The 12,359-nt window shown below is 37.8% G+C and carries 10 protein-coding genes; 3 read left to right on the forward strand and 7 right to left on the reverse strand.

Annotated elements, in window-relative coordinates; all coding sequences use genetic code 11:
- Nucleotides 1-78 precede the first annotated feature (78 nt).
- Together MTP24_RS18745 and MTP24_RS18750 are read left to right on the forward strand one after the other, a co-directional pair.
- Nucleotides 79-1,989: an EAL domain-containing protein gene (locus MTP24_RS18745; RefSeq protein ID WP_138739674.1), complete on the forward strand. Its 1,911-nt coding sequence runs from the start codon at nt 79-81 to the stop codon at nt 1,987-1,989.
- A 93-nt stretch (nt 1,990-2,082) separates the two neighbouring features.
- Nucleotides 2,083-4,005: an EAL domain-containing protein gene (locus tag MTP24_RS18750; protein WP_008127901.1), complete on the forward strand. Its 1,923-nt coding sequence runs from the start codon at nt 2,083-2,085 to the stop codon at nt 4,003-4,005.
- Nucleotides 4,006-4,080: 75 nt separating this feature from the next.
- Here MTP24_RS18750 and MTP24_RS18755 read toward each other — a convergent pair whose 3' ends face one another.
- The 7 genes from MTP24_RS18755 to MTP24_RS18785 all read right to left on the reverse strand — a co-directional run bounded on the left by MTP24_RS18755 (nt 4,081) and on the right by MTP24_RS18785 (nt 10,929).
- The gene (locus MTP24_RS18755) at nt 4,081-4,782 is read right to left on the reverse strand and encodes a TorF family putative porin (RefSeq protein ID WP_039037422.1); all 702 of its coding nucleotides are present in this window, start codon (nt 4,780-4,782) and stop codon (nt 4,081-4,083) included.
- 9 nt (nt 4,783-4,791) lie between these two features.
- Nucleotides 4,792-6,009 carry a BCCT family transporter gene (locus tag MTP24_RS18760; protein WP_138739675.1) on the reverse strand — a complete coding sequence of 406 codons (1,218 nt, stop codon included), beginning with the start codon at nt 6,007-6,009 and terminating at the stop codon, nt 4,792-4,794.
- Nucleotides 6,010-6,154: 145 nt separating this feature from the next.
- Nucleotides 6,155-7,822, reverse strand: coding sequence for a choline dehydrogenase (gene betA, locus MTP24_RS18765; RefSeq protein ID WP_243534095.1), 1,668 nt, complete (start codon nt 7,820-7,822; stop codon nt 6,155-6,157).
- Nucleotides 7,823-7,833: 11 nt separating this feature from the next.
- Nucleotides 7,834-9,297 carry a betaine-aldehyde dehydrogenase gene (gene betB, locus MTP24_RS18770; RefSeq protein WP_243534098.1) on the reverse strand — a complete coding sequence of 488 codons (1,464 nt, stop codon included), beginning with the start codon at nt 9,295-9,297 and terminating at the stop codon, nt 7,834-7,836.
- Between the two features lies 1 nt (nt 9,298).
- Entirely contained in the window at nt 9,299-9,874 is a 576-nt protein-coding gene (gene betI, locus MTP24_RS18775; protein ID WP_008127893.1) for a transcriptional regulator BetI, read from the reverse strand.
- A gap of 492 nt (nt 9,875-10,366) precedes the next feature.
- Nucleotides 10,367-10,672: a hypothetical protein gene (locus MTP24_RS18780; RefSeq protein ID WP_243534100.1), complete on the reverse strand. Its 306-nt coding sequence runs from the start codon at nt 10,670-10,672 to the stop codon at nt 10,367-10,369.
- On the reverse strand, nt 10,672-10,929 hold the full coding sequence (locus MTP24_RS18785; protein ID WP_006791765.1) for a DUF3081 domain-containing protein: 258 nt from the start codon (nt 10,927-10,929) through the stop codon (nt 10,672-10,674). The genes MTP24_RS18780 and MTP24_RS18785 overlap by 1 nt, the downstream gene beginning before the upstream one ends.
- A gap of 145 nt (nt 10,930-11,074) precedes the next feature.
- Between MTP24_RS18785 and MTP24_RS18790 the strand changes: the two genes are divergently transcribed.
- The gene (locus tag MTP24_RS18790) at nt 11,075-12,355 is read left to right on the forward strand and encodes a flavohemoglobin expression-modulating QEGLA motif protein (protein ID WP_243534102.1); all 1,281 of its coding nucleotides are present in this window, start codon (nt 11,075-11,077) and stop codon (nt 12,353-12,355) included.
- The last annotated feature ends 4 nt before the right edge of the window (nt 12,356-12,359 follow it).

The following is a 12,359-nucleotide window of genomic DNA, read 5'->3' on the forward strand; positions in this document are numbered from 1 at the left end:
AATAATTGCTTACAAACAAAAATAGGGGATATAATGAGCATTTAGTTATTAAGGATTAGTATTGTTAGGGAATTTTTCATGAACAAATTAAAGCATGTTGGATTAATTTCCTTAGTCACTTTGTTATTTTGCTTTTACCTAAATGCTGAATTAACGAGCCAAATAAGCCGTACCAATCTGTTTCAGTCTAATTTTAGTGTTAAAAAATTTGATATAAGCAGCACCAGTTTAGATATTGCCCCTTGGTATAATCCTGTTTTAAGCGGTCATTATACAATTGACAGTGCTTCTCAAACATTACTTCTTGTTAAAACAACGGATCAACATTTTATTGCGGCTGATTCAAACGCACTCATCTTGATGGTGTTAACGTCGCCTAAAAACATTATTATTTTCTTCTCTTGTATACTTTTGCTTGCTGTCTACATAAAAAAACAAAGCAGGAAACAAAATCACAAACATAAGCTAAGCCAACTTAATCAGCAGGCTAATAAACTTTTAGAGTTGTTTAACTTAGATATTGAACCTGCTCAAAACCCTAATGGTATTAGTAACTTAAGCAAATCTATCACGACCTTAAATTTGCATGTAGTGAATTATGTGAAACAAACACAAACAAGTATATGCCAAGATAAATTAACACAACTCATCGATAGACATGCCTACATAGAGCATATTGGTAGGCACATAAATCAAACCGGTCAAAAAGAACTTACTTGTGCATTGTTGTTTATAGATTTAGATGGGTTTAAGCAAGTAAATGATTCATTTGGTCATAGTTTTGGCGACGAAATATTGGTGCAAGTTGCCACGCGATTAGCTAATGTGTTGCGTCACCATAAGTTGAGTAATATCAATTCTGCAAACCAGTTAGAACAAAATTTATCGCGTTTAGGCGGTGATGAATTCTCTATATTTATTGAATCGTTGGACGAAAGTGACAAAGTAGTCGACATAGCCAAGCAAGTACTTAGTGAGCTTGAAAAAGACTTTGTGCTTGGCAATAAGATTGTAAAAATTAGCGCAAGCATTGGTATTGCTACTTATCCAGAAAGCGCATCTACACCACAAGCACTATTACAACTAGCTGATGTAGCAATGTATCGTGCTAAAAGTGATGGTAAAGGTATTTTTAAAGTTTATTCTCCAGAAATGGGTAATAAAATGCGTCGCTATCATTACTTACTTGAAGAGCTTCGTTTAGCCATTGCATGCAAAGACTTTTATTTGTCTTTTCAGCCAATTGTGCACGTAGAAGATTGCATGATTGACTATTTTGAAGCGCTCACTCGATGGAATCACCCCGTTGAAGGTATGATCTCTCCCGCTGAATTTATTCCTATTGCTGAAGAATCAAATTTAATATTAGAGTTAGGTGATTGGATTATGCTTGAGTCATGCAGACAAATGGCTGCTTGGCACAATGCGGGTATGCGTAAAGTAAAAATATCAGTAAATATTTCCGGTATTCAGTTAAAACATCGTGATATATACGATTGGATCACAAAAATCCTCAAAAGTACGGGGTTACCGGCAACGTCTTTAATGCTTGAAGTAACAGAGTCTACCTTTATTCAGGCAAGCTCTAGAATTATTGATGAGTTGAGCAAGCTAAGAGAAGACGGTGTAACTATTGCTATAGACGATTTTGGTACCGGGTTTAGCTCTTTAAGTACGCTAGCAGATTTACCCATCGATGTTATAAAAATAGATCGCTCGTTTATTACACAAGCTAACAAAAGCAAAAAATATAACGATATACTCAATACAATTAGTGAGCTTGGGCAAAGATTGGGGCTTAAAATTGTCGCAGAAGGCGTTGAAGAAATCGCCCAGTTTGAGCTTGTGAAAAAATTAGGTGTGAGCTCAGTTCAAGGTTATTTAGTCAGTCGACCTGAGTCGTCAATTAATGTAGGAAATAAAGTGTTACGTAATAATAACGCTAATTTATCTGCATCTGGCTCTAGCGCCTGGGAAATTTCTAAATAAATGTGTTGCTAGGGCGTTTACTGGACAATTTTTTAATTAAGGCATAGCTTTAGTTAAACTAATAATAAAAACGAATGTAAAGGCTTAGATAATATGCATCGAAGCTCCCTAATCAAAGAAAACCTTAATGATACCGTTAGATTGCTTTACGAGAACGCTTATTCAGGTTTACTCGTCTCTTTATTTGCCAGCGCATGTATTGCTTTTAGTTTTAATAAAGGCGGATTGTTAAGCTATAACGACAAGCTAGTTTGGTGGCTTATTATGCTGCTTGCTTTGGGGATCCGTTTTTTAGATATTCGTCTATTTTTAAAAACAAACAAAACGGCTACCCAATTAGACCTACTAAAGTTTTCAACAGGGGTTATTATAACTGCCATTATATGGTGCAGTTATGCCTTGTATTTTCACACTTCTTTTGCCCCCCTAGAAGCCACAAGTATCATAATTATATTATCCGCTCTTGGTGGTGGCTCTGCCAATGTTTTGTCAGCACATAAGCTGACCTGTTTTGCTTATGCTTTTATTCTGTTATTTCCCTACGCTTTAGTGCTAATAATGTCTGAAGACTATTACGAAAATGTACTCGGCTTTTTGGGTATTGGCTATGGCTCAATTACCTTGTTAACTCTAAATAAAGCATCTGCATTTACACAACAGGCAATACATTTAAAAAATCAAAACAGCGATTTGCTAGAAAGAATGGAGCTAAGAGTTGATGCGCGTACTAAAGAAATAATGCATTTATCAAACTCTGATTCGCTAACTCAATTATTAAATCGAAATGCATTTTTAAATGATGCAAAAAAGAGAATTAAGCATTATCCAGACCCACCTTTTGCGCTATTTTTTATAGACCTAGATGGGTTTAAGAATATAAATGACGTGATGGGTCACAAGGTAGGCGATAATGTTTTAAGAAGAACAGCGAAACGTATTTCTGACGTGTGTGCTCATAATCAGCAAAAGTGCCGCTGGGGTGGCGATGAGTTTTTAATTTTAAGTGATTTTGTATGCAAAGAAAATACATACGATTTTGCTAAAGAAATTATTGATGCAATTACGCAGGATCATCCAGAAACAGAGCACGGTGCACGGGTAGGGGCAACCATAGGTATTGCACTTTACCCAGAGCATGGTAGAGATCTGGATGCCTTAATTTTAAATGCCGATATGGCAATGTATCATCAAAAGAGAATGAATCGTGGGCAAATAAGTTTTTTTAGCGAGTCGCTTCGTTCAGAATTAGAAAGAAAGCGCCTGCTTAGCGAAGAGCTTTTAACAGCGCTCATCAACAATTGTTTTTCGTTAGTATACCAGCCCATTATTGACTCTAAAACACATGATATTTATGCGATTGAGGCGCTTATACGTTGGCAATTGAAAGGAGAAAACATTCCTCCTGACGAGTTTATACCTATTGCTGAGCAGTATGGGTTAATTTCAAAAATAGGTTTTTGGGTACTCGAAACGGCATGCCAACAAGCACTTACTTTTCAAAAATTAACTCCAGATTTATCAGTCAGTATTAATGTATCTGTAATGCAGCTTAAGGAGATAGAGTTTGCCAGTAAGGTTAAAAGCATTTTGGCGGATTTAAATTTTCCTGCTCATAAGCTTCATTTAGAAGTTACTGAATCTGTATTTGCAAACGATAAGCATACATTTTTGTATGTGGTTAAATCATTACAAGAGTTGGGTGTTAGAATTTCAATAGATGATTTTGGAACCGGTTACTCTTCTTTATCAAGTATGCTTGATGTTGGTGTAGATATTGTAAAAGTAGATAAAAGTTTTGTTCAAGATGAGGATGAAAGAGGCTTAAGCATTGTTAACGCAGTAGTGCAAATGGCAAGTTCGCTTAATTTTAATGTTATTGCTGAAGGGGTTGAAACACCTTTGCAGTGCAAAAAGCTTACTCAACTTGGCGTAACGCATTTGCAAGGGTATTACTTTTCAAGACCGCTGACATCAAGCGCATTAATTGAATATTTAAACAATAAAAAAGCCTCATAAAGAGGCTTTTTTCAGTTTAACGAACCTGGGTTGTGGTTCGCTAACTTTATGTACAGAGTTAAAATTAATTAATCTTTATAAATCAAATGTTCTTGAAATTGCTAACACGATGCGCTCATCGGCGTAATCGTAGTCAAGGCTAGTATTTTCAGCTGCTACTTCAATACCAAAACCTTCGTAACTTGTTTGATAAGCAAGACGGTAGTGATTATACGATTTCTTTTGGTTTACATCCCAAGCCCATTTTTCACCGTCAAGTGAATTAGAGATATCAAAACTTGCACGTATTGCATGATTTGGTGCAAGTTCATAAGTATGAGCAATCATTGAAACTACATGGCCCGCACTTGTTCCAAAATAATCCCAGCTGTACCAAAAGTTAAGCTCTGTTTGGCCGTAGTCACTTGCGTAACCAAATTTAGTATAAACCTCTGGGTAATTTCCATCACTGTTATTACCTTGGTATGTATAGTATGCAATACCGTAGTCAACGCTAAACTTGTCGTTTAATTGTACATATCGACCAACATAGCCATCTAGTTCAAAATCAGTATCGTCACCAAAGTCAACGTTTGATGCCCATACACCGGCATACACGCCATTATCAAAAGCATAATCTAAACTTGCTTGTAAGGCAGGGTCGTTATCTGTTTGGCTAACACCATTAAAAGTGTAATCTGATGCTGCTGTGATAGTTGTTGACCAGTCTGCAGCTGCCGTTGTTGATAAAAGTGCTAGTGGCAATGCTACTGCAAGTTGTTTTAGTTTGTTGTTCATTATAAATCCCTAACTTTGTGTCTCAATTTTAGTGTAGTCAATCTTGTTTGCTTTTGGTGAGCTATCAATACTATTAACGGTTTTAAATTTGCTATAGCCAATGAAGCCAGCACATAGGAAAAACAAGGCAATCACCAATGCACCTACCCACTGTATTTGTAAAAACTCTAGCTTGAACAATAATGTTAATAATGAAAGCGCAAGTATGTTTCCAATCATATACTTCGCTTTACCAAAGCGTTTTACAGTGATGTTTAAATTATCTGTGTATAAACGAACTAACGAATCAAGTGAATTAATAACAAACACAATACCTACAAATACCATTGCAAAGTTTTTAATGCCTTGCGTTGGAATTCCCGCTTCATGATAGTGGTAAAGTACGCTGAACCAAATTGCGATTGGTATTGAAGGGAAAATCAACATAGCGCCAAGTACTTGGAAAGTTTTTAACCCGCCAACAAAACGAGAAGTAAACTGTCCAATCATAATACTCCAAGCAAACCACCAAAATAGGTAAAATTCATGGTAATCGTTAAGCGGTAAAACAAATTCATTTATGTTGGCAAAGTATGTGCCGATAGAGGCTAAGTTATCTGTGAATGCTGACATTTGACTGTCACCCAATACAAAGGCACCTGCCCACATAAACCCAATTAGTGCTATGAATAACCAAGTTGTAGAAATACTTAAAAATCGTACGTACTTAATATCTGTACTTGAATATACCGCAAAACAAATTGCTGCAAATACAATTAAGTAAAACTCAGAAACGACACTTGAACCATCACCAATTTCAGGTAAATACCACGGAAGGTTTGAAAGTAAAAGGTATGCGGTAAAAGCACACGTACCAATAATTACTACATTATTGATAAATTTAACCCAAGGAATTTCGAAAAATTTAACTTTAGGTTCTATTACACAGAAATAAAAGCACGTAAGAAAGTAAAATCCCCAGATTAAAAAGCCCCAGTAACCAAACTCAATGGCCAGTGGATTTGCAAACGCGTATTCTGGGCTTGCTTTTATGTCTGCATAACCTGCAAACTCAGTTAAAGGAAACATTATAAGGCCAACATCAAGGCCTGAGGTAAAGAGTATTGCTATAAAAGTAAGTGTTTTAACTGGTGTAACACCAACAACACGTACATTACCCCATTTTAATAAAATGATTGTAATTGCAAGTAGGGTAAAAATAATACCAGCATTAAGCCAAATGGTCATTGCTACCCTCCAATAGTGAGTTATTCATAAGCACTCCGTTTTTTATTGTTCAATCTTGCATTATTACAACATAACCAATTTATGTTGTTCGCCACTGCAAGGCTTATAGGGTTAGTCTGACGAGGCTAACCCTATAAGTAGCTGATTAAATTTTTGCTTCACGCTGTGTTTCTTGCCAATTTTGAGTCATAGCAACATCAGCATTTGCTTTTTGTAATGCCACATTTCCTAAAATGATGTCAGCCGCTTTTTCTGCAACCATAATCGTAGGCGCATTAAGGTTTCCGTTAGGAACCGTTGGAAAAATAGAAGAGTCAACAACACGTAAGCCTTCAATACCATGTACTTGGGTATTTGAATTAACTACGGCCATTTCGTCTTCACCCATTTTGCATGAGCAAGAAGGGTGGTAAGCACTTTCTACGGCTTGGCGTACAAAGGCATCTATTTCTTCGTCGGTTTGAATGTGTTTACCTGGTTGAATTTCTTCATCACGGTAATCATCAAAGGCACTTTGCTCAATAATGTCGCGAGTCAAACGCACACAGGCTCTAAAGCCTTCAATGTCGTCTTTGTGCTGTAAGTAATTAAACAAAATTTGTGGCGGTTGCTCAGGGTTAGCTGATTGAATAGTAACGCTGCCACGGCTTTTTGGTTTGTTATGACCTACGTGAACTTGAAAACCATGACCTGCAAATGCACTACGCCCATCGTATCGCATAGCCGCTGGTAAAAAGTGATACTGAATATCAGGCCATTCAACTCCAGGCTTTGAGCGGATAAATGCACATGACTCAAAGTGGTTAGTAGCGCCTAAACCTTTTCGAGTAAGTAACCATTTAGCGCCGATCATGCCCTTGGAAATAAGACCCAATTTTCCGTTTAGTGTAATTGGCTGCTTACATTTGTATTGAAAGTAAAATTCAAGATGGTCCTGTAAATTTTGACCCACACCCGGTAAGTGGTGTTTAACTTCAACGCCTGCTTTTTCAAGGATGTCTTTATCGCCAATACCAGATAGCTGTAATATATGCGGAGAGCCAATAGGGCCTGCACTTAAAACAACCTCTTTTGCTGCATGTGCTGTTTGAACATTATCGTTTACTTTGTACTCAATGCCTGTGGCTTTTTTACCGTCTAGAATAACTTTTTGAGCAAGTGCGCCAGTAATGACTGTTAAATTACTACGTGATTTTACAGGGTCTAAATATTCACGAGAAGCCGAGCTGCGTACACCGTTTTTAACGGTCATGTGCATTTGGCCAAAGCCTTCTTGCTGTGACGCGTTATAATCGTCTGTACTAGCGTAACCGGCTTCTACACCTGCTTTTATAAACGTGGTGTACAAAGGGTTTTGCATTTCGTTACCGTTATTAACGCCAAGTGGGCCTTTGCCACCTCGGTATGTGTTTTCTCCAAGGTAAAAGCTTTCCGCTTTTTGAAAATACGGTAAACACGATTGGTAATCCCAACCATTGGCACCGTGTTGCTGCCACTCATCAAAGTCTTTAGCGTGGCCGCGTACATACACCATGCCATTAATCGACGACGAGCCCCCAAGTACCTTACCGCGAGGGCAATGCATTTTTCGGTTATCTAAATACGGTTCTGGTTGAGTATGAAATTGCCATGCGTACTTGTCGGTATTCATAGGAATAGACAGCGCCGTTGGCATTTTTATAAAAATACTTTTATCACTGCCACCGGTTTCTAGTAGTAACACTTTGTTGCTTGAATCTTCAGATAATCGGTTAGCTAAAACACAACCCGCAGATCCCGCACCAACAATAATATAGTCGTAATGATTACTCATAAAAGGGCGCCTTAAAATGGGCTTTCTATGTCGGCCATACCAACATAAATAGACTTGGTTTGCGTGTAATGATCAAGTGTTTCTATGCCATTTTCACGGCCAATACCAGATTGCTTATAACCACCAACAGGCATTTCAGCAGGTGAGTTACCATAGGCATTAATCCAACAAATACCGGCTTCTAATTGATGAATTACGCGGTGTGCGCGTTTAATATCGCTAGTAAACACGCCTGCAGCTAGGCCTAGGTGAGTACCATTAGCCCGTGCAATTACATCGTCTTCGTCTTCAAAAACGAGTACGCTCATTACTGGGCCGAATATTTCTTCTTTAACAATCGTCATTTCATCGTTGCAATCAATGAACACAGTAGGTGCAACAAAGTAACCATCAGGCGCTGATTCAGGTGAAAGCGTTGAACCACCGGTAAGCAGTGTTGCGCCTTCTTCAATCCCTTTATTGACATAACTCATTACTAAGTCTTGATGCTTTTTAGAGATAAGCGCACCAAAGTTAGTGTTTAAATCTTGCGGGTCGCCCGCAATAATATTTTTCTCTGTTCGCGTTTTAAGCTCATCAATAAATTGCTGATATATATTTTTATGAACGTAAATACGTGTACAGTTAGTGCAAATTTCGCCTTGGGTATAAAAGTTACCTAGCATGGCAGCGCTGACTGCTTGCTCTATATTTGCATCATCAAACACAACAAGCGGCGACTTACCGCCAAGCTCCATGGTTACGTCTTTTAATGTGCCTGAAGCACTTGCGACTACTTTTTTACCTGTGCCTACTTCGCCAGTGAACGACACTTTGTCAATCTCACTATGTGCAGTTAGCCATTGGCCTACATCACCCGCACCTTGTACTACATTAAATACGCCAGCAGGTACGCCCGCTTCTACAAAAATTTCGGCAAGTTTAATAGCGCCTAGTGGCGTTTCTTCAGATGGTTTAAATATAAATGCGTTGCCAGCAGCAAGGGCTGGGCCTGATTTCCAACATGCTATTTGTAGCGGGTAGTTCCACGCACCAATACCGGCACAAATCCCTAATGGCTCTTTACGTGTATAGTAAAAGTCTTCGCCTACCATTTGTTGTTGGCCTACTTGCGCAGGGGCTAGGCCTGCAAAGTATTCAATTACATCGGCGCCGGTTTCTATATCAACACAGTTTGCTTCTTGCATTGGCTTACCGGTATCAAGCACTTCTATTAAGGCAAGCTCATCGTTACGTTCGCGAAGTATTGCCACAGCGTTTAATAAAATACGGCTGCGTTCAATAGGTGTCATTTTAGACCACTGTGCAAAACCTTGCTTTGCACTTTCAATGGCTGCGTTTTGAACAAATTCATCGGCAACTTCGACACTGTAAATAACTTCACCTGTTGCAGGGTTAGTTACATCAAAAGTTTCACCGCTTTGGTTAGCAAGAAAATGGCCATTAATAAAATTTTGATAGACTGGTGTGCTCACGCTAGGCTCCATATTGCTTGATGAGTGAATTTACATAGCTTTTTGCTAGAGTTTCACTGTGTTTAAACTGGTTTTTGTCTGATTTACTCAATACTGCTCTCAACCATAGGCCATCAATCATAGCGGCGCTAAGTTCAGCAGCTTGTTTTGCTTGCTCAATAGGCATTAATTGCTTAAATGAGAATGCTAAATTACTTTGCAAGCGTTTACTGTTTACATTTTGCAGTCGGTGGAGTTCGTCATCGTGCATTGATTGCGCCCAAAAGCTCAACCAAGTTTTGGTTGTATCACTGCGCTGTTGTACAAGCGCAAAGTTAGCTTCAACAATAAACATAAGGCGCTGTGTAGCGCTGGTGTTGTTGCACACTTTTTCAATAAGGTCTTTTTTAAGATTAGAAAGCAAATAACGAACAGTTGCTTCTATTAAACCCTGCTTACCACCAAAGTAATGACTAATAATGCCTGACGATAAACCTGCATTTTTACTGATGCTGTTAATAGTGGTTGCTTGTAATCCACGCATCGCCACTGACTCAATTGTTGCGTCAATTAACTGTTGACGCCTGACAGGTTCCATTCCAACTTTAGGCATAATTTTTATTAATTGAACGTTCAATAAAGATAAGCTTAAGGTAATAGCTCTAACAATTCAAGGGTGAAGTAAATAGTCAGATACTAAAATGTAGATGAATTATTAATAAAACCAACAGGAGAAGTGCTTAAGCAAATAGATGAAATAGATGGTTAATTACTATTTAAAACAGTGGTTTAGATGTTGCTTTGGAAATACTTAAGAGTGTAATTATATCTTTACTCCTTGTTATCAAATAAAAGATGAATAAATTTATTTGAGTGGTAATAATTAGAGTACTAATAGTATTTTTTTAATCCAAGTGAGCACAAACACAACAATTACTTAGTGCACTAATAACTTAAGGAAGGTTAGTATTACTATGGGCACAGAAAGGGAACTAGCTCTGGCTAAATAATATTAACCACGCTAATTTGGAAATTACCTGAGGCTTTTTATCTGGCTTGTGTAGATGTTACTTAGTATAAATAATAGCTATTATTGTTCGCTAATCACGCCTTTGAATAGAAGGGGGTAACGTCTTAGGCGATTTCCAATATAGTCGTCAGATAATATTTGTTCACAAATAAAATTAACATCATCACTTGCCTCAAATACCCAGTCAAAGCGTTCTATTGCGAGTAAAAACCCCCGTTTTAAATGGCGTTGGCTTCTGTATTGTTCAAGGTTTTTTTGAATGACGGCGAGTTTAGATGGATCTGATTTAAGCGCAGCTATTACCTGATTAATAAAGGCAGTATTGAGCTTGCTGTCGCTGCGCTTTCTTACTTTTCTTGGATACATTATTCCTCGTTAGCAATATTGTGTAATTTTTTTAAGAAATCATCTTTATGTTTATCGTGCTCGTAATCAAGATGATAAGTATTATGAAACCCAAAGCGTAATAGTACGCCACTACCTTGTAAATAAATTGTGTATCCATCTATATCTGAAAATGCAGTAACACCTTGATAATGCTTACCTTCATCGTTCGTTTCTCCGCGTTTTTGTATTCGCTCGTACACGGCAAGTATTTGTTTATTGTCGAGTTCATTTTTCATATATCACACCTTTAATTTAAGATTCAATACGTATTAGATATGAGGGTCGATCAGCTTAAAACAACAGATAAAATTGATTGATAATACTTGGCGATTTACTGTTTATAAATTATGCTCATGGTTCATTTTTTATTGAGCTTTCACCATGATAGACAAGGCGTTACTGCTTAAAACTCGTGAGTTATCAGACCAACTAATTGCACTTCAAACACCTATTCGAATTCTTGATGCAATAAATTGGGATAAACAGATCAAAGAGGAATTTTTTAGGCAAAAGTGTCAAAAAAACCCTCTAATAGATCGTGCATACTACCAACAGCGCGATTTAGGCTTTGTGCCTAGCGAGTTGCGTCAAGCGTTTTCAACATTACACCGAAACATTATTAACCAGTTAGGTCAGTTAAACCCCATTTCTCAATATATGGGTAAAATGTGTGGCGAATATAAAACGGTATTAAGTATGTTGGAGTACCGAGGTACTCCTGAATTTCATGATTTATCAGTTGAGCTTTTTGGTCATCCTAAAGATTTATTCCATGCGTGTGAGCCTTCACTCTCCGAGCTTGCGAATATGCTAGAGCAACCACTGCAAAATTTATTAATGGCCGACATTTTACCCGATGATCCTAAAAATATAGATGCTAGCGACGCGGTGCGAATTTTATCAGAGCAAGTTAATAGTAGTATGCCAGGTATAAATGTAGAGGTTATGTTGAGCGATGGGATTGTAAGCGACGCAGCAGCAGGTGCTAACAATATAAAGCTAAACCAAGATGTTAAATTTTCACAACGTGAATTAGATATATTAGAAGTACATGAAGGGTGGATTCATGTGGGCACGACTCAAAATGGTTTAGCCCAACCTTATTTAACCTGTTTAAGTAAGGGCACACCAAGCTCAACAGTAACACAAGAGGGCTTAGCAGTATTAACTGAAATTATTACTTTAAAATCTACCCCTAGGCGCTTATCAAAATTAGTTAACCGTATTCAAGCGGTTACCAAGGTGATAGATGGGGCTGAGTTTGTAGACATATATAGAGATTACGTAGCTCAAGGAATATCTAAAGACGATAGTTATACGTTGGCTCAGCGTGTATTTAGAGGCAGCACAGCAACAGGATTACCGTTTACTAAAGACATTGCCTACATAAAAGGCTTTGTTTTAGTGTATAACTTAATACGTGTGGCAATTCAGTTAGGGCGAATCGATCAGTTACCGTTGTTATTAGTCGGTAAGTTGTCTATTGATGATTTTAGATTAATTTCCCAGCTTCATGATTTAGGTGTGATTGAAAGCCCTAAGTTTGTTCCCCCGCATTTTAAAGATTTACGCGGACTAGCAACATGGTTGAGTTTTGGGCGCTTTATTGGTGACTTATCTTTTGAACAACTAGAAAACGACTATAAACCCTTGTTTTTATGATGTA

The organism is Pseudoalteromonas sp. APM04 (assembly GCF_022809815.1).
Taxonomy (GTDB): Bacteria; Pseudomonadota; Gammaproteobacteria; order Enterobacterales; family Alteromonadaceae; genus Pseudoalteromonas; species Pseudoalteromonas marina.

Excerpts from the sequence above, each read along its gene's own strand:
- MTP24_RS18745 (WP_138739674.1), top strand. The coding sequence starts at position 79 with ATGAACAAATTAAAGCATGTTGGATTAATTTCCTTAGTCACTTTGTTA.
- MTP24_RS18750 (WP_008127901.1), top strand. The coding sequence starts at position 2,083 with ATGCATCGAAGCTCCCTAATCAAAGAAAACCTTAATGATACCGTTAGA.
- MTP24_RS18755 (WP_039037422.1), bottom strand. The coding sequence starts at position 4,782 with ATGAACAACAAACTAAAACAACTTGCAGTAGCATTGCCACTAGCACTT.
- MTP24_RS18760 (WP_138739675.1), bottom strand. The coding sequence starts at position 6,009 with ATGACCATTTGGCTTAATGCTGGTATTATTTTTACCCTACTTGCAATT.
- betA (WP_243534095.1), bottom strand. The coding sequence starts at position 7,822 with ATGAGTAATCATTACGACTATATTATTGTTGGTGCGGGATCTGCGGGT.
- betI (WP_008127893.1), bottom strand. The coding sequence starts at position 9,874 with ATGGAACCTGTCAGGCGTCAACAGTTAATTGACGCAACAATTGAGTCA.
- MTP24_RS18780 (WP_243534100.1), bottom strand. The coding sequence starts at position 10,672 with ATGTATCCAAGAAAAGTAAGAAAGCGCAGCGACAGCAAGCTCAATACT.
- MTP24_RS18785 (WP_006791765.1), bottom strand. The coding sequence starts at position 10,929 with ATGAAAAATGAACTCGACAATAAACAAATACTTGCCGTGTACGAGCGA.
- MTP24_RS18790 (WP_243534102.1), top strand. The coding sequence starts at position 11,075 with ATGATAGACAAGGCGTTACTGCTTAAAACTCGTGAGTTATCAGACCAA.